This window comes from Winogradskyella sp. 266wxhm (genome assembly GCF_058964685.1).
In genome coordinates this window covers 2,669,474-2,696,105 of the sequence record NZ_CM179559.1, presented here as the reverse complement: position 1 = coordinate 2,696,105, position 26,632 = coordinate 2,669,474, and the positions used below count along the sequence as shown (strand labels likewise).

Genomic DNA, 26,632 nt, shown 5'->3' with positions numbered 1-26,632 from the left:
TCACTTTTGCATTTTTATTTCTTTTTCTAGTAACTCGATAATATGATCAATGGTAATTATCAAACCTTCTAAAATTCTTGAAGCAGTACTATTAGTATCGAGTTTTAAGTTAATAATATTCCAAAATTCCATACTATAAAGGAGGTTCTCATAGTTGGTATCTGGACCTTTATCAAGAAATCCATCATAGTAGTAATTATTGGTAGCGGTTTGGCTATAGTTTATATGCTTAATGTAAAAAGGTTCAACATTGGTTATATATTGATCTAAAGCAAAGCTTGACACTTGATTTCTAACCAATCTCAGATCCAGCAATCGCTCCAGGTATATTTTTAAGGAATCGTTCTTTATGGCTACTTGTAGATCCTGATTATAAAACTCATCTAGCACAGGAAAAGAAATATTTGGATCTCCTGCAACTGTAAGGCTTCCCAATAAGGATTTTAAAACAGGTATGGAATCCGCGTTCTTATAAGCAGTTATATGTGCGATGCGCTCAACGTCTTGATTGAACTTTCGATTACCTTTTTGATAATTTTTGAGCCAATCTTTCTTTTGCCTCATCTCCACAAGCATTTTATTGAAATAGTTGTCGATTTTTTCTTGAGATTTCCTATTCTCATTCCAGTTATTAATTTGAAGCGCTATGAGAATACCAATAACAACGAGTATGATTTCACCAATAGCATATTTAAAATACTTGCTTGTTTTGCCTTCACTAAGAAGTGATTTTCGGATGCTTCTAAAGAATTTAATCATTCGTTTTCTTTTAGTTGTTTTTCAATCATATCTATGGTGGTTAGAATGAAATCTTTCAAGTTTAATTCATTAACCGCTACATAATCTTGATTATGTTTATGGTGCCATATTTGGTTCTCAAATTCCATTAAATCTTCTTGAGGTAAATTATATTTGAATGGTGAACTTTCCTTGTAGGCTTCCAAATAGTTATTCTTGTCAAATGCTAATTTTTTGGTTAACTCACCATTTGCCAAAGGAAATCGCTTCATTAAAAAAGGGATAAGGTTTATAGTGTAATTATCTGACCTAAAAAGAATATCCTCTTCACAATCTACAATTGTAGTTAACCAATTACTCAATTGCCTGCGCAGTTCCTCATTCTTTAAATAGCTTAATTTATCGGAATTAACGATCTCATTAGAAACCCCTGTTCTAGCATCAAAAGAATTAAAGTTACCTATAGCTATCAATAACTCATCAACCTTTTGAGAGTTTTTGCCAATGGTGTTAGACCTAATTATTACGGTAAGCTCAATACAAGATTGACTCACTTTTTTATTGATTTTGATAGACTCCTCTAACTCTGTTAAATTATATTGAAATTCACTTTTCAGATCTGAAAGCAATTCCTCTTCCTTTTTATCCTCAATGCGCTGTTGATTCCAACTGTTAATCTGAAGTGCTAAAAGAATGCCAATGACCACTAAAATAATTTCGCCAATAGCATAAAGCAAGTACTTACTAAAACGATTTTTAGCTACTAAATTCTGACGCATTTTTCGGAAAAATCTTATCATTGAACTTTAGTTGTTACCTTCTATTTCTTCATCTATTTTACTTATTAAGTCCATAACTTTCTCAGATAGTTCGGTGTAGTTTATAGACTGCTCCCTAAAAGCCAGTTTTTTCAGTATAACCCATGTACTAAATGCTCTATTTGTGGCGAGACTATGCAAATCAAATTGAGGAAGTTTGGTTGCAATACCTGTTAATTGTTCACTCACTTCTTTTGTGGCAACGATTTGAGAAAAAACTTCAGGAAAAACAAAATTTTGGTTGGTTTCTGAAATACGCTTGTCATCAAAATTAAGTTTGGTCAGTTTGTAGTACTCCAAAAGCTCTTTTCTAAGTTCTGCATTTTCTACCAAATCAATTTTACCCGTGCTCAAAGACTGATCAAAAGTTGAGCTACTAGACTCAAAATAGATATTTGAAATTATTGCTGAAGCATGACCTATAAATTTATTAGGATCAAAAGGCACAGCTTCATTTATTGACAGCAAGATTGTATCTGCAGATTTTGAATAGGATAAAGCCTTTCCCTTAAATTCATCAAGCAATTTCTTATCCGTTTCTAAATCTTCCTTAAAGTTCTTTAAAATTTGCTGCTCTTCTACTCTATTCTTTTTGTAATCTTTCCAATTATTGATTTGAAGTGCAATCAAAATACCAATAACCACAAGTATTATTTCGCCTATAGCATAGAGCATATACTTTGAAAAACGATTTTCTTGAAGTAATTTTTGACGTGTTTTTCGGAAAAATTTTATCATCAGGTTTTGATTAGTTTTTTAGGTTTGAATTCAATAAAGCCATCAATTCTTGATTTTGTTTCTGAGTATTTTTGATTAATTCATTTTGAACATTAATAATCATTTTAATACCAAAAAGATCAGACATCAATTTATTGTCCTTTTCAATTTCCAAATCGCTCAATGGAGGCATCTTTGATGAAAAACCAATCCAATTTTGCACAAATTCTTTTGTGAAAAACTTAGGATAATGCTCATCTACAACTCTCCTATTTAATACTGATATACGATTCTGAACTCCATCTAAATAGGGATAGTTGTAATACTCCGACAAGGATTTCCTAAACTCATTATTTCTAATGAGACCAATACTTTCAGCTGACAGCATATTATTGAATGCAATACGTACAGGATCGAAAACTTCATAATAGGTAAAGTTATTGGCGTTTTTATTCAAAATAGCATAACGTTCTTGGTTTGTAAGTGTGTCTATAAAAATCTGTAGCATGTCTTCAACTATTTTCACCTTATTTCTATTAAAATCCAATACTAATTGTAATTTCAATGAATCTTGTTGAAGGTTATTTCGGATTTCTAGCAAATAGGCTTGTTCCTTATTTTGAATCTGTCTATTTATATTCCAATTATTAACCTGTAGTGCAATTAAGATCCCTATGACTACAAGAATAATTTCACCTATAGCATAAAGCAGATATTTTGTAAAGCGATTCTCTCGAAGGAATTTCTGTCGAGTTTTACGAAAAAAATTTATCATTACTTACATCTAATTGTAAGTAGGCAATACTTAAGTAGAGATGGTTGGTTATGCTTATATGTTTATAAATGTAATGAATTGTTACAAATTACCGTACAAAAAAAGCCAGCTTAAAAACTGGCTTTCAATTATTTATTACATTTTGTTATATAATTTAGTATGCATCGGCATGTACTTTTGCGACTGCTCTACCTGAAGGATCATTCATGTTTTTGAATGCCTCATCCCATTCTAAAGCTATCTTAGTACTACAAGCTACACTCGGTTCTTGTGGCACACTCAGTGCCGCTGCATCACTTGGGAAATGCCCTTCAAAAATGGTTCTGTAGTAATACTCTTCTTTGTTTTGAGGAGTTTGAATTGGAAATCTAAAGTGTGCATTTGCCATTTGTTCATCCGACACTTCTTCATTTACTAATTCTTTTAAGGTATCAATCCAACTGTAACCTACACCATCACTAAACTGTTCCTTTTGTCTCCACGCCACACTTTCTGGTAACATATCTTCAAACGCTTTACGTACCACCCATTTTTCCATACGATCTTCTGTAATCATTTTGTCTTGCGGGTTAATTCGCATAGCTACATCCATAAATTCTTTATCTAAGAATGGCACACGTCCTTCAATTCCCCAAGCCGCTAAACTCTTGTTTGCTCTTAGACAATCATACATGTGTAACTTGCTCAGTTTACGAACGGTTTCTTCATGAAATTCTCTAGCATTTGGTGCTTTATGGAAATACAAGTAACCTCCGAACAACTCGTCTGCACCTTCACCAGACAATACCATTTTTATACCCATAGATTTAATAACTCTTGCCATTAAATACATTGGAGTACTTGCTCTAATAGTAGTGATATCGTAAGTTTCTAGTTGATACACCACATCTTTTATAGCATCTAAACCTTCTTGAATCGTGAATTTAATTTCGTGGTGAACCGTACCAATATGATCAGCTACCTTTTTTGCAGCTGCTAAATCTGGTGAACCTTCAAGCCCAACAGAAAAGCTATGTAATTGTGGCCACCAAGCTTGCTCTTGGTCATCAGCCTCAATACGCATTTGTGAATATTTTTTGGCGATAGCAGACGTTACAGAAGAATCTAATCCGCCAGACAAAAGCACACCATAAGGTACATCACTCATTAATTGTCTATGTACTGCATCTTCTAAAGCTTTTTTCACTTCTGCAATACTGGTTTCATTATCTTTTACAGCATCGTAATCTTGCCAATCTCTTTTGTACCACTGTACTAATTCACCATCAGAGCTACTCATATAATGCCCAGGAGGAAACAATTCAATTTTTGTACAAACTCCTTCTAAAGCCTTTAGCTCTGAAGCCACGTAGAAGGTTCCATGCTTATCCCAACCCATGTACAATGGAATAATTCCCATATGATCTCTTGCAATGAAATACTCGTCTTTTTCTACATCATAAATAGCAAAACCGAAGATTCCGTTCATCTCATCTACAAAATCATGACCTTTTTCCTTATACAATGCTAAGATAACCTCACAGTCGCTTTCAGTTTGAAACTTATAATCTGGAAATTGCTTGCGTAAACTTCTGTGGTTATAGATTTCTCCATTTGCAGCTAGAATAAGCTTTTTATCTTCACTAAATAATGGTTGTTTTCCAGAACTTGGATCTACAATTGCCAAGCGCTCGTGAGCCATAATAGTTTTTTCATCACTATAAATCCCGCTCCAGTCTGGTCCGCGATGACGAATTGTTTTAGACATCTCTAAGACTTGAGATCTTAAATCTTCAGATTTTTGTTTTATATCGAACGCACATACTATTCCGCACATAACTTTATATTTTATTATTAATTACGAAACAAATATGAAATTAAACTTTCATATTTTAAACAATAAAACACAAATCAATTATAATTTAAAATATTAAACGCGTATTTAAATAAATTCTAAAAGATTAATAGATTAAAATCTGTATTTAACTTTTAATCTGTAAACTTTGGAATTTAATTACGACCTCTTAAAATATTATCACTTAATTTTAAAAAAACAACAAATCAAAAAAATTATGAAAACAACACGACTAATCACCACCATCACTTTCGCATTTTTAATGCTTTTATCATTCAACGCTGAAGCTCAAAAATTTTCTGGATTAGACAAAAGCCCAATGGATGCCGCGTCTTACCCAAGTAGCTACAAAGAATCAAATAAGTTGATTAAGATTGTTTACAGCAGACCTCAATTAAAAGGCAGAGAAGTTTACGATTTGGCAAAACCAGGAGAAGTTTGGAGACTTGGTGCTAATGAAGCTGCAGAACTTCAAGTCTATTCAGATATGACACTAGACGGAAAAGACATAAAAAAAGGAACTTACACTATGTATGCTATACCAGGTGAAAACGAATGGACCATCATTATTAGCACAGACTTAAATGTTTGGGGAAGTTATTTTTATGATGAGAAAAATGATGTCGCTAGAATTACAGTGCCAACAACTAAAAGCGAAGAATCTCTTGAGGCATTCTCAATTGCTTTTGATGAGGCTGAAGGTGGTACAGACATGCACATTGGCTGGGGAACGGTTAGAGTTGCCGTGCCATTTTCTAAGTCCTAACAGCTTAAACAATTAAATAAAAACATCTTGATAACTCAAGATGTTTTTTTATTTAGTGCTAGGTTTACAATGTAAAGATTAATTATAAAAAACATATTTATAACTTTACATTAACTTATAAGATTAATACATGCGATTACAACAGCTATTCATTTTTTTAATATCAATAACCTTAGGTGCACAACCTATGTGGCAAACTATGCCTAATATTTTCTCAAATCCTTATGGACAGCGCTTTGATGATGTGTTCTTCCTCAACGAAAACCTTGGATGGGCTGCTAATGGCTATTATGCTAGGATATACAAAACTACTAATGGAGGCTTAGATTGGGTAGAACAACTCAATGAAAATAATATTCCTGGAAATTATTATTTCAGAAATATTGAATTTTTAAACGAAGATATTGGTTTTCTTGGTACACTAAATGGAACTTTTTTTAGAACTACCGATGGAGGTACAAATTGGGCTGAAGTAACTAATTTCCCAACCAATCCTAACGCCATTTGCGGTATTGAAACCGCTGGTAGTTCAACAGTCTATGGCTGTGGTGCTTATTTCAGCCCTGCTCACATTATTAAGTCATCAGATAGTGGTGAGACATGGACTTATGTAGACATGTCTAGTTATGCTAGTGCTTTAGTAGAAGTATTATTTTTAGATGAAGATATTGGTTTTGTTTCTGGCAGAAATGATAATGGAGGATGTATCTTAAAGACCATAGACGGTGGTAACACATGGACTGAAATTTACAACACAAACATAGTGGGTGAGTATGTATGGAAACTACAAGTATTAGAGAGTGATAGTAATTTGATGTTTGGAGCAGTAAGTTCTGTTTCTCCTAACAATGGCAAACTGATAAAATCTACCGATGGTGGAACCAATTGGATAAGCTTAGATTCAGTTGAAACAAATATACAAGCTGTGGGATTCATAAACGAAAACCAAGGTTGGATGGGTGGCCACACAACAGGGTTCTATGAAACACTTGACGGTGGACAAACATGGAATAGTTTGAATATTGGTAACAATTTAAATCGAATTTTTATTATCAATTCTACAACTGCTTATGCCTCAGGAACTACTATATATAAGTTTACTGACGCAACTTTAAGTACTCAAGAAGAACCGTTTATCAAAGACGAGCTTATAGTAGAGATGCTAAAAAATCCTATTGAAAACTATCTAAATTTTACAATTGATTTTCCTGCAGATGATAATTTACTAATTGAGCTTTATGACATAAAAGGTAAGTTTATAAAGCAGCTTTCTCGAGAAATAATTTTACAACAAACCTTAAATAATTATAGTTTTGATCTTTCAGAATTAGCCTCTGGAACATACATTTTGGATTTTCACAATAATTCTGGCAGAACCTCATTAAAGTTTATTAAAAAGTAGTAATTGCCTTTGTTTTATAAAATCAGTGAAACTAAGGGATATTCAAATATTTATGGGTTTGCAATGACACTTTCCATTTTGGATTCACCATTACATAATCAACAATCATAGGTATTACCTTTTCTCTCTTACTCCACTCTGGCTGCAAGTATAAGATACAATTTTCATTTACTTTAAATTAAAAAAACCTGATAACTAAAGTTTATCAGGTTTTTTTTATAACATTTACTAGAGTGAAGGAACATGCCCCCAATTTTCTCCAGTTTGAATCCTTTTTAATTGTGTTGTAGACACACCAAATTGCTTGGCTATCATCTTTAATCGTGTTTTACGCTCAGGATTGTTAAGCATCTTTTTTATTAGCCTAACTTTATTTTCAGTAAGTTTAGAATAGGGAGGATCTGCATTTTTTTTAGCTTCAATAAACCTTGGGTTTTTCCATTGATGCAGTTCTTTTTCTCTTTTAGTAACCCACTTTAAATTACTGACTTGGTTATTTTCCTTGTCATAATCTAAATGAATCACGTAAACTCCATAAGTATTTTCTAAAAAATACTGCGCTACAAGTTTGTGCACATAAAAACCTTTGTATTTATGCTTTGTGTAGCCTCTGTAAATTTTTGTTTCGGTGGTCTTTATCTTGATATGCGGATAACCATTTAATAGATAAGGGTCTACTAATCTTGGTGTCTCGCCTTCAAGCTTTATAAGTCTACCATAATTTGAAACGAAAAATTTTTCTTTTGGTGAAATTTTGTCTTCTTTAGGGGATTCCAAAGCTTTCCAAATTTCACCTCTGTAATTTTTAATTTCTTTAAAGAACATTTAAGGGATATTCAAATATTTATGGGTTTGTAATGATACTTTCCATTTTGGATTTGCCATTACATAGTCAACAATCTTGGGCATCATTTTTTCACGTTTGCTCCATTCTGGTTGCAAATACAAGATACAATTTTTATTTACTTTTTCAGCTTGCTCTTCAGCAAACCTAAAATCGTCCGTATTATAAACAATACATTTTAACTCGTGAGCCTTACTATAAATTTCATCTGTTGGCAATTTCATCTTCTTTGGTGACAAACAAATCCAGTCCCATTGTCCTGTTAACTTATAAGCTCCAGAAGTCTCAATATGAGTCTGCACTCCTTTTGCTTTTAGTTTTTCAGTCAACGGTCCCATATCCCAAGTTAATGGCTCACCTCCTGTAACCACAATTGTGTTACTATATTTTACAGCATTATCGACAATTTTATTGGTTTCAGTTGGTGGGTGTAATTCTGCTAACCAGCTTTCTTTAACATCGCACCAATGACACCCTACATCACAACCTCCAATTCTAACAAAGTAAGCTGCGGTTCCTTTATGATAACCTTCACCTTGTATAGTATAAAATTCCTCCATTAAAGGCAGTAATAAACCTTTATCAATTAATTCTTGTCGTTCTCGTCTTGTCATAGTTTGCAAAGATATTAATAAGTAAGCAGTAAACCATTACTGTATATTGGAAAGTAACTTTATTCGAAGTCAAAAACTGTTTTATACTTAATGAAATTACACTATTTTTATACAAATTTTCCGACCATGACGAATTCTGAAACTTTCTTTAAAGATATAACTGAAGGTAACACATTTAAAGGTGATTACATTACTTTAGGTTCTGCAATGCTCAATGGTGAAACCCTAACAAATGCCTTTGTAAATGTACCCCTCAAAACCATGAACAGACATGGCTTAATTGCAGGTGCTACGGGAACAGGAAAAACAAAAACGTTACAAGTTTTAGCCGAAAATCTTTCTGAAAAAGGAGTTCCTGTATTATTAATGGATATTAAAGGAGATTTAAGTGGATTGGCAAAACCTAGTCCTGGCCATGCTAAAATTGATGAGCGCATGGAAAAAATCGGACTGCCTTTTGAAGCCAAATCTTTTCCGGTTGAAGTTTTAACGTTGTCTGAGCAGGATGGAGTTAGACTAAGAGCTACTATTAGCGAGTTTGGACCAGTTCTCATTTCGAGAATATTAGACGTCACAGAGACTCAAGCTGGTATTATTTCAGTGATTTTTAAATATTGTGACGACAACAAATTACCTCTTCTAGACCTCAAAGATTTCAAAAAGATTTTACAGTATGCTACCAATGAAGGTAAAGATGAATTTCAAGAAGCTTACGGCAGAATCTCAACAGCTTCAACAGGAGCTATCTTAAGAAAAATTATTGAAATTGAGCAACAAGGTGGCGACTTGTTTTTTGGAGAAACCTCTTTTGATACGCAAGATTTACTTCGTATTGATGAAAATGGTCGTGGTTACATCAACATTATCAGACTTACTGACATTCAAGACAAACCGAAGTTGTTTTCAACTTTTATGTTGAGTCTTTTGGCTGAAATTTATTCAACATTTCCTGAACAAGGAGATAGTGGCAGACCAGAACTTATAATGTTCATTGATGAAGCTCATTTGATTTTTAATGAAGCTTCTGACGCTTTATTAAACCAAATTGAAAGTATTGTTAAGCTTATTCGAAGTAAAGGTGTTGGTTTATATTTTGTAACGCAAAACCCAACTGATGTACCAGAAGCTGTACTTGGACAATTAGGACTAAAGGTTCAACATGCTTTACGTGCTTTTACTGCAAAAGATAGAAAAGCTATAAAACTTACCGCACAGAACTATCCAGACACAGAATATTATGATACTGCAGAAGTATTAACCTCTTTAGGAATTGGTGAAGCTTTAGTTTCTGCTCTAGATGAAAAAGGAAAGCCTACTCCACTAGCAGCGACCATGATGCGCGCACCAATGAGCCGCATGGATATCTTAACAGAAAGTGAACTTAGCAATTTACTTGCACAATCAAAATTAGCACGAAAATACAATCAAGAGATTGATAGAGAAAGTGCTTATGAAATGTTGAACAAAAAAATTGAACTTGCTGAAGCTGAAGAAGCCAAAAGAAAAGCTGAAGAAGAAAAAGAAGCGCTTAAAAAAGCCGAAAGCAAAAGACGTAGTACTTCTAGCAGACGAAGTACACGACAAAACCCACTTGTAAAAGTTTTATCCAGCCCAACTGTGATACGAAGTGTGTTAGGAATACTAACTAAAATGCTTAAATAACAAACCCATAATCTAAAACATGAAAAACATATTTTTTGCCATAGTTATCTGTGCTATTTTGATAACAAGTTGTACTAAAGATAAATCGGTAGATCCTTTCTTAGTTCAGAAAAACCAAATTGGTTTACTAACCGACTCCACCCAAGTTAAAGACTTAGAAACCATTTTTAGCAATGACTCGGTTGTAAGATATATTGCAGGAGATGAATTTATTGGTTCAGTAAACACTATTGAAATCTTTGAAAAAGGAGGCGCTAAATTATTAGATCTCTCACCAGAGGAAGCGTTAGATTCTACTTCAGTAATTTCAAGTGTTAGAATCATTGATGAACGTTACAAAACTGCAAAGAAGATTTCAACCCTAAGTACATTCAAGGACATACAAGATGCTTATAAAATTTCAAAAATTGATAATCTTATCAACGTTATTGTGGTTTCAGTAAATGAATTAAACGCTTCTTTTACAATTGATAAAAAAGAGCTTCCTGCTAGTATGCGTTTTGATATGAATATGACTATTGATCCTATTCAAATTCCTGAAAAAGCAAAGATTAAGTACTTTATGATTCATTGGTAATATCTGATTAAGCTTCATATTACAATTATCAAATTTAATAGTTCCTAATTTGGAAGAAAATAAGAAATATAAAATACAAACTTCACCTTTCATCGTCCCAACTGATGATGGAAAAATTATAAAAGAACATTTTGGAAAAGCTTCTGATGGTAATTCTGACATAAGTATTGCTCATATGGTTGCTCCACCTGGTTGGAGTGAACCATTTCAAACTCCAGAATTTGATGAATACACCTTCATCATCAAAGGGAAAAAACAGTTCATTATTGAAGATGAAACTATAATTCTTGAAGCTGGACAATCTATTAAAATCGAGAAAAACACCAGAATTCAATATTCTAATCCCTTTACAGAACCTTGTGAATATTTAGCCATTTGCTTACCCGCTTTTTCGATTGAATCCGTTAACAGAGAAGAAGCATAATATGAGTAGTTTTGTTATAAAATCTATAGGTAACGCTTTAAACTTTACAAGTTTAATTTCGCCAAAATATGCTTCAAAAAAAGCTTTAAATCTATTCACATCTCCTAGAAAAGGACGCTATTCTGAACATCAACTGAAGGTTATAAATTCAGCCTCTTTCGAAGAATTGAGCTATGATAATTTGAATATCGCCACCTACCACTGGGAAGGCAAAAACAAAACTGTTTTATTAGCTCATGGTTGGGAAAGCAATAGCTCTCGCTGGAGTTATATACTAGAAGCTTTAAAAGCTCAAGATTACAACATCATCGCTCTTGATGGACCTGCACATGGAAAATCAGGAGGAAAACAGTTTAACGCCATATTATATTCTGAATTTATAAATGTTGTGGCTAAAAAATTTCAACCTGAAGTAGTCATTGGGCACTCTGTCGGTGGTATGGCAAGCGTGTTTTGTATGTATAACCACAATTTGCCATTCGTAAAAAAAATGGTGCTATTGGGTGCTCCTGCTCATTTTACAGGAGTGTTTTCCAGATACAAATCTATGATGGGCTATAACAAAAGAATCTCAAACGGCTTAGACAATATTGTCCTTAATAGATTTGGAAATCCTGTAGATTATTTCTCTGCCGCAAACTTCACTAAAGCTATTGAAGCTGAAGGCTTAATAATACATGATAAAAAGGATAAAATTATTCCTTATGAAGATGGTCAGCTTTTTGCTAATCGTTATAAATATTCAGAACTTATTACAACTTCGGGATTTGGTCATGGACTAAAGGATAAATCTTTAACTCCTAAGATTATTGATTTTATTAACCAGTAATTATTCAAAACTGATGAAATACAAGAACCTATTAGTCATAGTTCTTTCCTTAATAGTTTTTAGTTGTAATTCTAACAAGAAAAACTCTGAAACTTCAGCTTCTAAAAATGAAGTAAAGATTGTTGGAGCTATGAAAGACGTAATGTGGAAGGGCAAACTTGATGGTAAGATTTTATTGGATACGATTTCTAACAAAAAAGGACTTTACGGTTTGGGACCTGAGTCGTTTTTAACGGGTGAAATCCTTATTAATAACGGTACAACTTATACTTCTAAAGTGCTTAGCGATTCCACTATGATTGTAGAAAAGAGCGCTAAAACCAGTGCACCATTTTTTGTTTATGCCAATTCTACCGATTGGAAAACTATGATGCTACCCAAAACCATTAAGAGTATTAGTGATCTAGAAACTTTTATTACTTCCAAAAGCAAAAATTCTGACGCACCTTTTGTTTTTAAACTCAGTGGAACGGTGAATTCCGCTGAAATCCATATTCAAAATTTACCTAAAGGCACAAAAGTATCCTCACCTAAAGAAGCGCATCAAGGTCAGATAAATTATATGTTAGATTATGAAGCTGTAGATATCATTGGCTTCTACTCTACCAAACATCAAGGTATTTTTACACATCACGATTCCTTTCTTCACATGCATCTTATTACAAAAGATGAAAAGAAAATGGGACATCTTGATAATGTACAGCTTGAAAATGCCACTCTATTTTTACCTAAATCTTAAGTATTTCAAATAGATTTCTTTGTAGTACTTTTGCAATATGTCAGAAGAACTAAAACGCCTAAACAAATACCTCAGTGAAGCTGGATATTGCTCACGTCGCGAAGCTGATCGGCTTATTGATGCTGGTCGAGTTACGATTAACGATATTGTTCCTGAAATGGGAACCAAAGTTGCACCAGACGATGTTGTAAAAGTTGATGGAGAAATTATAGGTGAGCGCAAAAAAGATTTTGTTTACCTAGCCTTTAACAAACCTGTTGGAATTGTTTGCACTACAGATACTAGAGTTGAAAAAGATAATATAATTGACTTTATAAATTATCCAAAACGTATTTTTCCTATTGGCCGTTTAGATAAGCCAAGTGAAGGCTTAATTCTTCTTACAGATGATGGTGATATCGTGAACAAGATACTTCGTGCCAGTAATAATCATGAAAAAGAATATGTCGTTACTGTAGACAAACCGATTTCACAAACATTCATTCAGCGAATGACTGGTGGTATTTATATTGAAGAACTTAAGCAACGCACCAAAAAATGTGTTGTTAAAAAGATTGACAAATTCACCTTTAGTATCATTTTAACTCAAGGATTGAATCGTCAAATTCGTCGTATGTGCGAATACCTTAATTACGAAGTTCTGACCTTAAAGCGTATTCGAATTATGAATATTAAACTCGATACGCCTATTGGTAATTACCGAGAGCTTACAAAAACAGAATTCGATACGTTAAGCGAGCTTATTAGCGATTCAAAAAAGACGTTTCAACCCAACCGAAGACGAAACCAAAAAAACTAGTTAACTATGGCTTTATCTCCCTTTCATTTGGCAATACCTGTACATAATCTTTCGGAATGTAGAGATTTTTATACCAATACTTTAAATTTTGAAGAAGGGAGAAGTAGTGATCACTGGGTCGATTACAACTTTTTTGGTCATCAGTTAGTGATTCATTACAAACCAAAAACTGAAGAAGACACCCATACCAATTCCGTTGATGGAAAAGATGTACCTGTTCCACATTTTGGTGTTGTTTTACCTTGGGAAGATTTTCATGGTTTTGCTGACATGTTAAAAAGCAAAAACATAAAATTCATCATAGAACCTTACATTCGTTTTGAAGGACAAGTTGGTGAGCAAGCAACAATGTTCTTTAAAGATCCTTCCGGAAATGCTTTAGAATTTAAAGCCTTTAAAGATTTAAATCAGCTATTCGCTAAATAATTAATCTTACTTTTTATTCTTCTTGTGCTGTTCTCTAGCGATAAGTGTATTTTTAAGTAGCATAGCAATAGTCATTGGACCAACTCCACCTGGAACCGGAGTAATAAAACTTGCTTTTTTACTAACGTTTTCAAAATCCACATCACCTGTAATGTAGTAACCTTTTTCAGAATCGTCTGGTACTCTTGTAATACCAACATCTATAATTACAGCATCATCTTTTACCATTTCTGCTTTTAAGAACTTAGGAATTCCTAATGCTGAAATAATAATGTCTGCCTGAGATGTAATCTGAGTAATATTTTTGGTATGGCTATGGGTTAAAGTTACAGTAGAGTTTCCTGGAAAACCTTTACGTCCCATTAAGATACTCATTGGACGACCAACAATGTGAGAACGACCGATAACAACAGTGTGTTTTCCTTTGGTTTCAACTCCATAACGATCTATCAATTCTAAAATACCGAATGGCGTAGCAGGAATAAATGTTGACATATCCAAAGCCATTTTTCCGAAGTTCATTGGGTGGAATCCATCAACATCTTTATCTGGATTAACAGCCATCAATACCTTTTGTGTATTAATTTGAGGTGGCAACGGTAACTGAATGATGAAACCATCGATATCATCATTATTGTTTAATTCTTCAATTTTATCTAATAATTCAATTTCACTTGTAGTATTAGATAGTTTTACCAAAGTAGATTCAAAACCTATACGCTCACAAGCTCTTACTTTGCTGCCAACGTAAGTTAAACTTGCACCATCATTACCAACAATAACTGCAGCAAGGTGAGGTACTTTTTCACCATTGGCTTTCATTTGTTTTACCTCTTCTGCAATTTCATTTTTAATGTCGTTGCTAACTTTTTTACCGTCTAGAATTGTCATGTTTTATGGTTTTCAATTGTTTTGATTTGAATATAATTTTGAAAGTATTAACTATTTAGATTCTAAGCTATTCTTAATTTCCTCAAAATAATCCTCATGTAAATTAGCAGGCAATTTATGCTCACTATTAGACCACTTTAAATCATATTCAAATTGATATTCTACTTTTTCTATTTTTGAATAATACTGTATTTTAATCAACTTAGGAGTTTCTTGATCATAGGATTTAAAAACATCAATTAATTCTATTAAAAATTCAGTACCACTCATCTGTATTCCTATTTGAGAATCATGATCGTCCTTATCTTTAATTTCACCATAACTAAGCAACTCATCCTTAATGTGATAAAAAGGTTTAAAAGTCAACCAATCCTCTTCAGCAATACCCATTGCATAAATTACTTCTAAATCCCTAACTTCCTCATCGCTTAAATAGTCAAAACATATTTCCACTATCTCACTAACAGCTTTAAATACTTCTTCGTGAAACTTTGGTTTGTCTGTTTTGTAATTCATTTAGATATTAATTGAGAAAATTATCTCGGCATGTTTTTCATCATCTGCATCATACGTTTTCCGCCACCGCCTTGCATCATCTTCATCATTTTACTCATTTGAGTAAATTGTTTTAACAATTGGTTTACCTCTTGAACTGAAGTTCCTGACCCCTTACCTATTCGCTTCTTTCTACTTGCATTTATGATTGACGGGTTAGCACGCTCATCTGGTGTCATAGAATGAATAATAGCTTCAATACCTTTGAAAGCATCATCATCGATGTCAATATCTTTCATCATTTTACCAGCTCCTGGTATCATACCAATCAAGTCCTTCATGTTACCCATTTTCTTGATTTGCTGAATTTGTTTTAAGAAATCATCAAACCCGAATTGGTTTTTGGCAATTTTCTTTTGAAGTTTTCGTGCCTCCTCCTCATCATATTGTTCTTGAGCACGCTCCACAAGAGACACCACATCACCCATTCCTAAAATACGATCTGCCATACGTGATGGATAGAACACATCAATCGCTTCCATCTTTTCACCTGTACCAATAAATTTAATTGGTTTGTTTACAACAGACTTAATAGAAATTGCTGCACCACCTCTAGTATCACCATCTAATTTAGTAAGAATAACACCATCAAAATTAAGAACATCGTTAAAGGCCTTAGCTGTATTTACAGCATCTTGACCTGTCATAGAATCTACAACAAACAATGTCTCTTGCGGTTGAATGGCTTTATGAATATTAGAAATCTCGGTCATCATGGCTTCATCTACTGCCAAACGACCAGCGGTATCTATGATTACAACATTATGACCATTTGCTTTTGCATGCGTAATACCTGCTTGCGCAATAGCTACAGGATCATTATTACCTTTATCACTATAAACCTCAACATTGATTTGCTCACCAACAACGTGTAACTGATCTATCGCAGCAGGACGGTAAACATCACAGGCTACCAATAAAGGTTTCTTTGTTTTTTTGTTTTTAAGATAATTAGCCAGTTTACCAGAAAAGGTTGTTTTACCAGAACCTTGTAAACCCGACATTAAGATTACACTAGGATTGCCTGAAAGATTAATCCCTTCAGCATCACCTCCCATAAGTTCGGTTAATTCGTCCTTAACGATTTTAACCATTAATTGACCTGGCTGAAGTGTCGTTAATACATCTTGTCCAAGCGCTTTTTCCTTTACTTTATTGGTAAATTCCTTTGCTATTTTAAAGTTAACATCGGCATCTAAAAGCGCACGTCTTACTTCTTTTAAAGTCTCTGCAACATTGACTTCCGTAATACTACCATGACCTTTGAGTACGTGTAGCGCTTTATCTAACTTTTCACTTAAATTATTAAACATAATCTTTATCTCTTTTTGGAAGTTGCAAATTTAAGAATTTACAAGAGATATACGAATGTGAAATGTACAAATATAGCCTAATGCCCTAACTTGTATGTAAAAGAAAAGAGTTGCCTAGCACTGGACAACTCTTTCTACCAACTTAAACATACTAAATTTACTAACTAATCTAGCGGTTTTATTTAATCACAGCCTCTTTCTAAGACAAGAATATTGTCTCCGCTATGTAATTCTAAATGATCTTCTTGACATTCTACCACAAGCCATTGCCCAGTTACGACCTGTATGTTTGTTCCAGTAACATTTGAAAACTCAACAATAACTCCATCTGCAGATTGTGAAGTTGTCCAAGTAGCATCTATTGTAGTATCGTTATTATAAATTATAACGTTTTGACTATTAGCTTCAAAATCGAAATTCCATGTCATTAGGTTGTCACTTCCATTATAGTTTACAGCATTCCAAATACAGGTGGTTAAAAATGTATCTACCTCTTCTTCACTACAGGTATTTGAACAATCTTCTACAATTAAATTATGGGATAGTATCTCAAAAACACTTGGATCACCAGCTAAAGATACTCTTGAATAAATTGTCTGAATAGGTGTTGTAGAATTTGTAAATGGATTTGGTAAAGCACCAACTTCAGTTTCTGCATCCTGTAATGTTAAGTAAAATGTATATTCAACATCGTCATTAGTACAATTAGCAAAAATTAGGTTTAGATCAAATAGTGCGACACCATCTACATTGCCATCATCTTGGTCACACACTGTTAGGTCATAGTTACCAAAGCACTCAAAAGGATTTTCTTCACCACACGTTAGAATTAACACATCATCACCTTGATTAAACACCAATTCATCTTCATTGCATTCTTGTAAGTACCAGAAACCATTATAATCGCCTAATGATGGATCAAAATTGATGACAATAAACACACCGTCATCATCTGTACTGATATCCCAAGTACCACTATACGGCATGTCGCCTTGATACATTGTAAAGAGACTATTGTTTTCTGAAAATTGAAAATATGTCATCGGTGACGTATAACCATTAATTGTAGGCTCTATGTAACAAGACATTAAATAATCACTTACTTCTGACTGGTTACAGCTAGGCGCTTCATAACAGTCTTGTTGTAACTGTAAAGTCGTATCGCCTCGTGTTATTGTAAGTTCTGGATTGTCATCACTACTTTCACCACAATCTACAATTAGCCATTCACCGCCTAAATCGTCTTGAAAAGACGTTAATTCTGAAATTGTGAGCATCAAACCATTATCTGTAGACGATAAGTTATAAAAACCCCCAATAAATGATGTTGTATCTCCTTCGGTAATTTGTAACTCTCCATTTTCATAAAACACCATTTGAAGATTAGCATATGCATTATTACCATCTGTAAAATTCCAAGGACATTCTTGTAGAATAGGACTTATTTGTACTTCTGTACAATTGTTTTCTTCCTCATTACAATCATCATCTGCTAATTCAATAGCTTCTGCCAACTCTTGGTTTGAATTTACCTCAACAACATCTCCATTAGCATATTCTAAAGAAACAGGAAAGTTAAGACTTACAATTAAAGCATTGTCATCATCTTCTAAATCTTCAAGAAAAACATAAAGTTCTTCATCGTTATTAATCACTACTGTTTCCGTTAAACTAAAGGCAGAATCAAAGACTGAAAAAGATATTGGGTATACAAAATCTACACATTCTATAATATCATTTTCCTCAGCATTACAATTCGTAATGTAGTTTGTTAATTGGTCTTCATTTTCAATTGTAACCTCCGAGTAATCACTAAAAATAATTGTAATAGGAAACACAAAATCCATAACATCGCTATTACTGATGTTATTATAAAGCGTTTCTAATTCTTCCAAATCCTCTAAAGTTTCTATAACATAAGTAGCATCACCTACTACAATTGTAACAGGAAGTTCTACAGAAAAACAACTGGATCCATCTAAGATATCATCCGCTGATCCATCGTTTGATGATGTCATTGTCATTAAACTTGAAAGAGATGAATTAGCTAAAATGGTTTCTTGCTCTGAAGGATTATCGATGTTCGTTTCTTCTTCTTGACATGAAAAAAACCCTAGAAGCGCCATCATGAATAAGAGGAAGATATGATTGATTTTTATTTTCATTGCCTTTTTGCTTAGTTTATTATAAAACAGCTAACAATCTGAATCTCCTACCTTAAGGTTTTAAAAAAAATTATTTATAATTTGCGACCCGCAAAAACCGGTTATGAGCCAACCTCTACACGATAATATTTGTGATGAATCTCTCTTTGAGCGTTTTTACAAAAAACATTCTAAGAACCTTCATGACTTTTTATATTACAAATTTGGTGACCATTTAAATCCACAAGACAAAGTTCAAGAAGCTTTTGTGAAATTATGGCAGAATTGCGGTAAGGTTGCTCCAGCTAAAGCAAAAAGCTATCTATTTACTACAGCGAATAATTTAATGCTCAATGCTGTATCACATCAAAAAGTAGTTTTAAAATACAATTCTAAACCACATAAGAGCTTTACTAATGAGTCTCCCGAGTTTGTATTACAAGAAAAAGAGTACCACGAAAAAATACAAAAGGCACTTGCTAATCTTACCGAAGCCCAAAGAACTGCTTTTTTATTAAATAGGATTGAAGGAAAACGTTTCAAGGAAATAGCAGAAATCTTAAATATTTCTACTAAAGCGGTTGAAAAACGTATATATGGAGCCCTAAAAAAACTACGTGAAGATATTGATGGAATTTAAAGGGTAGGAGTTTTGAAACCTAAATTGTTATATAAGTGAAATGGAAAGAGAAGAACTCATAAAAAAATGGTTAGATCATAACCTCAACCCTGAAGAGCAAAAGGCTTTTGAGCGTTTAGAGGATTACGATCAATTAACAAAAATGAGCAGTGCTATAAAGTCATTTAAAGCACCTGAATTCTCTGTGGAAAATACTTTCAACAATTTAAAATCTAATCTAAAACCTAAAGAAAAGAATAGCAGAAATTGGATAAAACCGTTAATGAGAATTGCTGCCGTTTTAGCTATCAGTTTTAGTGTTTATTATTATTCAACAACATTAGATTCTAATTTTGAAACCACCATTGCGCAACAAACAGTTGTAGAGTTACCAGATGCTTCAACCGTAGACTTAAATTCTAATTCTACACTTTCATTTAATAAAAGTGATTGGAAAACCAATAGAGAAGTAAAATTAGATGGCGAAGCATTTTTTAAAGTTGCCAAAGGCAAAAAATTTGATGTTATTACCGAAGATGGTATCGTTACAGTATTAGGAACTCAGTTTAATGTAAAACAACGCGGATCTTATTTTGAAGTAACATGCTACGAAGGTTTAGTACAGGTAACCTACGATAATACATCTCAAAAATTAAAACCAGGTTACACTTTTAAAGTCATAGATGGGAAACAATTTGCAGAAGAAAAAGAAGTTGCCACGCAGCCTAGCTGGTTGCGTGGTGAAACTAACTTCACCAATGTTCCTTTAAAATATGTGTTTTTAGAACTTGAAAACCAATATGATTTAAAAGTTGATGCCTCTACTATTGATACTTCTCGCTTATTCGCAGGAAGCTTTACGCATAAAAATTTAGATTTAGCCTTGAAATCTATAACAATACCATTACATTTAAGCTATAGCAAGTCGGGTAAATCTATTACAATAAAGCGTGAATAAACTATTACAAGCTATAGTTTTTTATTTCCTAATTATTGCCTTTTGTAATCTTTCTTATGGTCAGAATCAAAAGGATAAGCTACCTCTCGCTCAAATCATTACTCAATTAGAATCTCGATACAGTATTAAATTTTCTTACGAGACCTCAACAATTGAAGACATTTTAGTAGAACCTTTAAATCCTGAGCTTTCATTAGAGGAGGCTCTTGCACAGCTCAAAACTTATACTAACCTTAATTTTGAAATATTAAGTAGTCGTTTTATAGCTATAACACCGACGCTTCAATCTGAACAAAATAAAACAATTCAACATTTAGAAGAAGTTGTCATTAATAACTACCTAACTAAAGGGATTTCTAAAACCAATAATGGAACCATTGAAGTAGACAATACTTCTTTTAATATTCTACCAGGTCTTATTGAACCCGATGTATTACAGATAGTACAAAAACTTCCAGGTGTTATTAGTGTAGACGAACGTATTTCTAACCTTAACGTCAGAGGTGGTACAAATGATCAAAACTTAATATTATATGAAGGCATGCGCATGTATCAATCGGGTCATTTTTTTGGATTAATATCTGCGTTTAATCCTTATTTATCCGAAGAAATAAGCATTTCAAAAAATGGTACAAGTGCCAAATTTGGCAATGGTGTTTCTAGCACAATAGCCATTGACAACTCTGATGATATTAACGAAAAATCAAGTGCTGGCTTAGGTGGAAATTTATTGAGCGTTGATGGTTTTGCAAAAATACCTTTATCTAAAAAGACTGAATTGCAGCTTTCGGCTAGGCGATCTTTTACCGACCTTATAGCTTCTACGACATACGACTCGTACTTTGATCGTATTTTCAATGATTCAGAATTAAACACTTCTAATGATGTAAACACATTATTATCTTTAGATGAACGTTTTCTATTTTATGATTTCAATGCTAAATTTTCATATGCTATTGATAAGTCTTCAAATCTGAGTGTTAACCTGTTGAACATTTATAATAATCTAGATTATAATCAGGTATTTACAACATCAAATAATAATTTTCAAGAAACTCGAAGTGCTCTAAATCAAGTTAGTTATGGAGCTACAGCCAAATATTCTAAAGATTGGAACAAGGAAACAAACACATCCGTTCAAGTCTACTACTCTAATTATGATTTGGCTGCAGAGAATAATGACATTACTAGTAACCAAAGACTTATTCAAGAAAATGAAGTCACTGATTTAGGCTTAAGGTTTGATGTTTCAAAAACCATAGACAAACTCACAAAATTTAGTAGTGGTTACCAATTTAATGAAGTTAGCGTAGAGGATTTAGAGGATGTTACAAATCCTGTTTTCACAAGCTATAAAAAAGAAATCATAAGAACCCATGCGCTTTTTGGCGAATTACAATGGAAATCCGAATCTAGAAATACCTATATGAGGTTTGGTGCCAGAATCAATTATTTTGAAAAACTCTCAGAATTTTTAATGGAGCCAAGGTTAGCATTTAACCAGAAGATATCTGACCATATCAGACTCGAAATTTTAGCTGAACTAAAAAGCCAATCCATAACTCAAATAGTCGATTTACAACAAGATTTTTTTGGAATAGAAAAAAGACGATGGCAATTAGCTAATAACGATAACGTTCCTTTAACTAAAAGTCAACAAGTTTCCGCTGGTCTAAGTTATAATTTTAATGGTCTTTTAATTTCATCTGAAGGTTATTATAAAAACGTTTCGGATATTTCTTCTCGAAGTCAAGGATTTCAAAATCAATTTCAGTTTACAAATGATATTGGCTCGTACACCATCACAGGCTTCGATTTTTTAGTTAATAAGCAATTCAACAACTTTAGTACATGGCTTAGTTATACCTATAGTAACAACAACTATAAATTCGAAAATTTAAATGAAGGCCTCACTTTTCCAAACTCATTAGATTTAAGACATGTCGCAAATGCCTCGGTTACTTACAGTATAGATAATTTTAAGGTGGGTTTAGGTTTGAATTGGCATTCCGGACGACCATTTACATTACCATCAGAAACACAAAATGATGCTAATTCTAGCATAGAATACAATTCACCTAACAGTTCAAGGTTAGACGATTATTTTAGAACTGACATTTCTGCTATCTATGATTTTAAACTTTCAAAAGGAATAAAAACCCAAGTTGGTGCTTCAATATGGAATATTTTTAATCAAACCAATATCATCAATCGTTACTACATCTTAAATCCTGATGATAATATTGTAGAGGTTAATAATAGGTCTTTAAAATTTACACCAAATTTAAGTTTGAGAGTCAATTTTTAATTGTTTATTGTAGTACCAATCAACATTATAAATGCAAATAAAGAATCACTGTAAGCTACTACTAACCTTTTTTTTTGGTCTTTTTTATCAAATTTCAACGGCACAAAACAAAGATAATTCTATATTTATCATTCCTGAAATCGTAGTCGGAAAAACCTTAGAAGCCAATACATTTTTTCCAGAAACTAAACTTCAAAAAGACCTTTTTCTTAGTTTAGGAAAATACAATTTTGACAAAAATAAAGAATGGGCTGCAAGGTTAAATTATCCTAAAACAGGTATTACCTTAGGTTATACAGACTTTGGTAATAGTGAAAAGGTTGGGCACGCTTATACCCTAATGCCTTTTATAGAATTTTCAATTTTAAAAAAAACAGTTGAAGGCTTAAATCTACAAGTAGGCATTGGTGGTTCTTATATGGACACACAGTACGACGCAACAACTAACCCTTTCAACAAGGCAATAACCACTAAAATTAACTGGTCATTTCGGTCTTTTTTATACTATAATGTCTTTAAATCCGAAACATTATCTTGGAGATTTGGTTTAGGCTATTTGCACCATTCCAATGGTCATACAAGTTTACCAAATCAAGGATTAAATTCTTTAGCAGCTAGTATTTCTACAAAGATTGACACAAAAAAACAGCACCTAGATTTCGAAAAACCTAAGTTCAGCTCAAAATCTCAATCCTACTTTTCTACAAGAATTGGCATCGGACAAAATGTACTGTCGGAAAAATTTAATACTAAAAAAGAGGTTTTTACTTATGCTGCTTCAGCAGGAAAAATCATAAACAATACCTTTAAATTTGGCGGTGGTTTTTACTATAGATTTTACGAGCATTATTATGATTACATCAATAATAATGAAGTTTTGGTTGAAGAAGATTATCCACATTTTAGAGACAATGCATATGGCTATGCTACCAATTTTGGGCTTTTTGCTACTGCAGAACTATTAATGAGCCATATAGGTTTTGAATTTGAATTAGGCTTAAATGTCTACAAACCCTTCTATAAAATTGATTGGAGACTTAATCAAGGCTATGATTACGAAAATGCCAATGGCGAAACCATCGAAGTCTTAGGTGAGCTCGATTGGTACTACGAAATAAAACGAACCGTTTCTGCTAGAATGGGCTTAAAATACTACCTATGGTCAACCAATACTGCGCCTAAACATAACATTTTTATTGGCGCACATATCAATGCCAATCTTGGCCAAGCGGATTTTACTGAATTGAGTTTAGGCTATGTTTATCGCTTTAATAGTAAAGAAAAAAGTTAATTTACATACGCTCTGGTACATTAATACCTAGTACGTTAAATGCATTTTTAATAGTTTGCCCAACTGTTTTAGATAATTGAACTCTAAAAATTTTCTCCTCTTCTTTATCAGCTCCTAGAATTGAAACATTTTGATAGAACGAATTAAAATCCTTCACCAAATCGTAGGTATAGTTTGCTATCAAAGCAGGACTATGTTGCTCCGCTGCATTCTGAATGACTTCAGGAAATTGTTCTAACTGTTTTAAAAGTTGCTTCTCCTTTTCATGTAAAGACAGTTCACTTACTACTGTAGAATTTATTGCGTCTTCTGACTTTCTTAATATAGACTGAATTCTTGCATAAGTATATTGAATAAAAGGCCCTGTGTTACCTTGAAAATCAATAGATTCTTTTGGATCGAATAAAATGCGTTTTTTAGGGTCTACTTTTAGGATGTAATATTTTAAAGCACCTAAACCAATGGTTTTATATAGAGCTTTCTTCTCTTCTTCATTATACTCATCTAGCTTTCCTAACTCTTTGGATATTTCTTCCGCAGTATCTGCCATTTCTTGAATGAGATCATCAGCATCTACAACGGTTCCTTCTCTACTTTTCATTTTTCCACTTGGTAAATCTACCATACCATAACTTAAATGGTATAAGTTCTTTGCCCAATCAAAACCAAGTTTTTTTAGAATTAAGAACAGCACCTTAAAATGATAATCTTGCTCATTCCCTACGGTATAAACCATACCACCTACATCTGGAAAATCTTTAATACGCTGAATCGCTGTACCTATATCTTGCGTCATGTAAACCGCAGTACCATCACTACGCAATACTATTTTTTCGTCTAACCCATCTTCGGTTAAATCACACCAAACCGAACCATCTTCCTTTTTAAAGAATACACCTGTTTTTAAACCTTCCGCAACAAACTCCTTTCCTAAAAGATAAGTATCACTTTCGTAATAGTATTTATCAAAATCGACTCCTATGGCTTTATAGGTTTCCTCAAAACCATCATATACCCAACCGTTCATTGTCTTCCAAAGTGCAACAATTTCTTCATCACCAGCTTCCCATTGACGGAGCATTTCTTGAGCTTCATTGAGAATAGGTACTCTTGACTGAAAATGCTTTATACATAAAGCAATTATTTTCTTTTCTTCTAAATCTTTTATATCCGAGATTTGATCTGATAAAAAATTAAAATTTGTCTGAATTTTTCTAAATTTATCTTTTTTTGTCAGTATTTCAACATCTAAAGCGTCATTTTTATCTAAAGAGAAATCAGATATAAGTGAACTTTTAAGAAGAGGAATAGCGAACAATTGTTCTTCAGAAAAAGAATCTTTTAAATATTCATTTAAGGCCTCTTGAAAAGCATTTTGAATAACAACTAAATTTGGTTCTTTTTCATTATTTAATACAGGTATCGCTCTTTTATTAGAATTAATATCTTCTAATAACTTTTTATATTCATTAGAGGCAGATTTATAAATTTCATTTAATTCTCTTTTGTAAGCCTTATCGAACTCTACATAATAATTACCAACAAGTTTATCGCCTTTTAAGCCTGTAGACTCTGGAGTTTCTCCATTTCCAAAACGTTGCCAAGCCAACATACTTTTACAAATATGAATACCTCTATCGTTAATGATTTGGGTTTTGTAAACCTTTTTTCCTGAGGCTTTTAAAATCTCAGAAACACTATAACCTAAAAGCACGTTTCTAACATGTCCTAAATGCAAAGGCTTGTTGGTGTTAGGAGAAGAATATTCTACCATAATGGCTTTATCGTCCTTATCGGTGACAAAACCATAATTTTCATTTTGCTTTATAGATTCGAAGAAACTTAGGTAATAAGTATCACTAATTTCAATATTCAAGAAGCCTTTAACCACATTGAAACCTTTTACCAAATCCACATTATCTTGCAGATATTGACCAATTTGCTCACCAATTACAACTGGGTTTCCTTTTACCACACGTAGCATCGGAAACACAACAACTGTAACATCTCCTGCAAACTCCTTACGAGTAGCTTGAAATTCTACAGATTCTAATTCGGCTTGAAATAACGCTTTTACTGCGGCTTTAACATGTAATTCTAAAGTCTCTTGAAGATTCATTATTGCTAGTACTTGGTATTATTAAAACGTCTGCAAAGATAGAAGTTTTATTATGTTTTCTTATGCTTATCTAAAGCTTATAAATAATTACTGTCATTCCCTCTAAAAAGTCAAATCGATTTCAATAACAAAAGGCTTTATTCAACTTAAAACAATTTATGTAAACAACTAAAAAACAACACCTTAAATAAGACGTGCATTTCATCGACAAACATGTATTTTTTCCAAGATTTCTGCCGTTTGTCGATACATTGGTTTTACTCATACATTTCAGCTGTCACTTCATCTAATTTATCGGTATTAAAACCTAATTATTAGCATATTTGTCGACATAATAGCACTTTTGGATTGCTATTAACTCAATGTCCCAAACATTAATGAGGCCTAAATATCAAACATTAACCCTGTTGTTATTGTTTAGTGTTGACTTACTTTTTAAATCCCTCTTTAAAAGTTTTTTACACCAAAAC

Annotated in this window: 25 protein-coding genes and 1 pseudogene; 13 read left to right on the top strand and 13 right to left on the bottom strand. The window is 33.0% G+C overall.

Annotation, left to right across the window (positions count from 1 at the left end):
• The 5 genes from AC2H4K_RS12070 to asnB all read right to left on the bottom strand — a co-directional run bounded on the left by AC2H4K_RS12070 (position 1) and on the right by asnB (position 4,864).
• Complete coding sequence (locus tag AC2H4K_RS12070; RefSeq protein WP_281141449.1) at positions 1-759, bottom strand: DUF6090 family protein; 759 nt, start codon at positions 757-759, stop codon at positions 1-3.
• A complete protein-coding gene (locus AC2H4K_RS12065) occupies positions 756-1,538 on the bottom strand; it encodes a DUF6090 family protein (RefSeq protein WP_281141450.1) in 783 nt (260 codons plus the stop codon). The genes AC2H4K_RS12070 and AC2H4K_RS12065 overlap by 4 nt, the downstream gene beginning before the upstream one ends.
• A 6-nt stretch (positions 1,539-1,544) precedes the next feature.
• Positions 1,545-2,294 carry a DUF6090 family protein gene (locus AC2H4K_RS12060; RefSeq protein ID WP_493742431.1) on the bottom strand — a complete coding sequence of 250 codons (750 nt, stop codon included), beginning with the start codon at positions 2,292-2,294 and terminating at the stop codon, positions 1,545-1,547.
• A gap of 10 nt (positions 2,295-2,304) precedes the next feature.
• Positions 2,305-3,048, bottom strand: a complete 744-nt coding sequence (locus tag AC2H4K_RS12055) for a DUF6090 family protein (RefSeq protein WP_281141452.1) — start codon at positions 3,046-3,048, stop codon at positions 2,305-2,307.
• Positions 3,049-3,202: 154 nt separating this feature from the next.
• On the bottom strand, positions 3,203-4,864 hold the full coding sequence (gene asnB / locus AC2H4K_RS12050; RefSeq protein WP_281141453.1) for an asparagine synthase B: 1,662 nt from the start codon (positions 4,862-4,864) through the stop codon (positions 3,203-3,205).
• Positions 4,865-5,099: 235 nt separating this feature from the next.
• On the opposite strand from asnB, the gene AC2H4K_RS12045 reads away from it, so the two are divergent.
• Positions 5,100-5,648 carry a DUF2911 domain-containing protein gene (locus tag AC2H4K_RS12045; RefSeq protein WP_281141454.1) on the top strand — a complete coding sequence of 183 codons (549 nt, stop codon included), beginning with the start codon at positions 5,100-5,102 and terminating at the stop codon, positions 5,646-5,648.
• A 130-nt stretch (positions 5,649-5,778) separates the two neighbouring features.
• Entirely contained in the window at positions 5,779-7,050 is a 1,272-nt protein-coding gene (locus AC2H4K_RS12040; protein ID WP_493742430.1) for a YCF48-related protein, read from the top strand.
• A gap of 31 nt (positions 7,051-7,081) precedes the next feature.
• Here the strand turns inward: AC2H4K_RS12040 and AC2H4K_RS12035 are convergent.
• From AC2H4K_RS12035 to AC2H4K_RS12025, 3 genes and pseudogenes are all read right to left on the bottom strand, one after another.
• Positions 7,082-7,225: pseudogene (locus AC2H4K_RS12035) on the bottom strand (7-carboxy-7-deazaguanine synthase QueE); the annotation flags it as partial.
• Positions 7,226-7,278: 53 nt separating this feature from the next.
• Positions 7,279-7,875 (bottom strand): HNH endonuclease, encoded by a 597-nt coding sequence (locus AC2H4K_RS12030; RefSeq protein WP_281141456.1) that lies wholly within the window; start codon positions 7,873-7,875, stop codon positions 7,279-7,281.
• Positions 7,876-8,508, bottom strand: coding sequence for a 7-carboxy-7-deazaguanine synthase QueE (locus tag AC2H4K_RS12025; protein ID WP_281141457.1), 633 nt, complete (start codon positions 8,506-8,508; stop codon positions 7,876-7,878).
• Between the two features lie 126 nt (positions 8,509-8,634).
• On the opposite strand from AC2H4K_RS12025, the gene AC2H4K_RS12020 reads away from it, so the two are divergent.
• Genes AC2H4K_RS12020 through AC2H4K_RS11990 form a run of 7 tightly spaced genes read left to right on the top strand, consistent with a single transcriptional unit; the run spans position 8,635 to position 13,964 of the window.
• Positions 8,635-10,170, top strand: a complete 1,536-nt coding sequence (locus AC2H4K_RS12020; protein WP_281141458.1) for a helicase HerA-like domain-containing protein — start codon at positions 8,635-8,637, stop codon at positions 10,168-10,170.
• Between the two features lie 19 nt (positions 10,171-10,189).
• Positions 10,190-10,747 (top strand): hypothetical protein, encoded by a 558-nt coding sequence (locus tag AC2H4K_RS12015; protein WP_281141459.1) that lies wholly within the window; start codon positions 10,190-10,192, stop codon positions 10,745-10,747.
• A gap of 49 nt (positions 10,748-10,796) precedes the next feature.
• Complete coding sequence (locus tag AC2H4K_RS12010; protein ID WP_281141460.1) at positions 10,797-11,171, top strand: cupin domain-containing protein; 375 nt, start codon at positions 10,797-10,799, stop codon at positions 11,169-11,171.
• Between the two features lies 1 nt (position 11,172).
• Positions 11,173-12,000, top strand: a complete 828-nt coding sequence (locus AC2H4K_RS12005; RefSeq protein ID WP_281141461.1) for an alpha/beta hydrolase — start codon at positions 11,173-11,175, stop codon at positions 11,998-12,000.
• A 13-nt stretch (positions 12,001-12,013) separates the two neighbouring features.
• Positions 12,014-12,739 carry an acetolactate decarboxylase gene (locus AC2H4K_RS12000; protein WP_281141462.1) on the top strand — a complete coding sequence of 242 codons (726 nt, stop codon included), beginning with the start codon at positions 12,014-12,016 and terminating at the stop codon, positions 12,737-12,739.
• 37 nt (positions 12,740-12,776) lie between these two features.
• The gene (rluF, locus tag AC2H4K_RS11995; RefSeq protein WP_281141463.1) at positions 12,777-13,538 is read left to right on the top strand and encodes a 23S rRNA pseudouridine(2604) synthase RluF; all 762 of its coding nucleotides are present in this window, start codon (positions 12,777-12,779) and stop codon (positions 13,536-13,538) included.
• 6 nt (positions 13,539-13,544) lie between these two features.
• A complete protein-coding gene (locus AC2H4K_RS11990) occupies positions 13,545-13,964 on the top strand; it encodes a VOC family protein (protein WP_281141464.1) in 420 nt (139 codons plus the stop codon).
• Positions 13,965-13,970: 6 nt separating this feature from the next.
• On the opposite strand, the gene AC2H4K_RS11985 is transcribed toward AC2H4K_RS11990, so the two are convergent.
• The 4 genes from AC2H4K_RS11985 to AC2H4K_RS11970 form a co-directional block, all read right to left on the bottom strand.
• Positions 13,971-14,855, bottom strand: a complete 885-nt coding sequence (locus tag AC2H4K_RS11985; protein ID WP_281141465.1) for a bifunctional 5,10-methylenetetrahydrofolate dehydrogenase/5,10-methenyltetrahydrofolate cyclohydrolase — start codon at positions 14,853-14,855, stop codon at positions 13,971-13,973.
• A 51-nt stretch (positions 14,856-14,906) separates the two neighbouring features.
• Entirely contained in the window at positions 14,907-15,371 is a 465-nt protein-coding gene (locus tag AC2H4K_RS11980; protein WP_281141466.1) for a hypothetical protein, read from the bottom strand.
• A gap of 20 nt (positions 15,372-15,391) precedes the next feature.
• The gene (gene ffh, locus AC2H4K_RS11975; RefSeq protein WP_281141467.1) at positions 15,392-16,723 is read right to left on the bottom strand and encodes a signal recognition particle protein; all 1,332 of its coding nucleotides are present in this window, start codon (positions 16,721-16,723) and stop codon (positions 15,392-15,394) included.
• 182 nt (positions 16,724-16,905) lie between these two features.
• Positions 16,906-18,888 carry an FIDD domain-containing protein gene (locus tag AC2H4K_RS11970; RefSeq protein WP_281141468.1) on the bottom strand — a complete coding sequence of 661 codons (1,983 nt, stop codon included), beginning with the start codon at positions 18,886-18,888 and terminating at the stop codon, positions 16,906-16,908.
• 103 nt (positions 18,889-18,991) lie between these two features.
• On the opposite strand from AC2H4K_RS11970, the gene AC2H4K_RS11965 reads away from it, so the two are divergent.
• The 4 genes from AC2H4K_RS11965 to AC2H4K_RS11950 are packed head-to-tail and all read left to right on the top strand — an operon-like array spanning position 18,992 to position 24,043.
• Complete coding sequence (locus tag AC2H4K_RS11965; protein ID WP_281141469.1) at positions 18,992-19,507, top strand: RNA polymerase sigma factor; 516 nt, start codon at positions 18,992-18,994, stop codon at positions 19,505-19,507.
• A gap of 40 nt (positions 19,508-19,547) precedes the next feature.
• On the top strand, positions 19,548-20,444 hold the full coding sequence (locus AC2H4K_RS11960; RefSeq protein ID WP_281141470.1) for a FecR family protein: 897 nt from the start codon (positions 19,548-19,550) through the stop codon (positions 20,442-20,444).
• Positions 20,437-22,752, top strand: coding sequence for a TonB-dependent receptor plug domain-containing protein (locus AC2H4K_RS11955; RefSeq protein WP_281141471.1), 2,316 nt, complete (start codon positions 20,437-20,439; stop codon positions 22,750-22,752). The genes AC2H4K_RS11960 and AC2H4K_RS11955 overlap by 8 nt, the downstream gene beginning before the upstream one ends.
• A gap of 31 nt (positions 22,753-22,783) precedes the next feature.
• The gene (locus AC2H4K_RS11950) at positions 22,784-24,043 is read left to right on the top strand and encodes an acyloxyacyl hydrolase (protein WP_281141472.1); all 1,260 of its coding nucleotides are present in this window, start codon (positions 22,784-22,786) and stop codon (positions 24,041-24,043) included.
• A 1-nt stretch (position 24,044) separates the two neighbouring features.
• On the opposite strand, the gene argS is transcribed toward AC2H4K_RS11950, so the two are convergent.
• Positions 24,045-26,162 (bottom strand): arginine--tRNA ligase, encoded by a 2,118-nt coding sequence (gene argS / locus AC2H4K_RS11945; RefSeq protein ID WP_281141473.1) that lies wholly within the window; start codon positions 26,160-26,162, stop codon positions 24,045-24,047.
• Between the last annotated feature and the right edge of the window lie 470 nt (positions 26,163-26,632).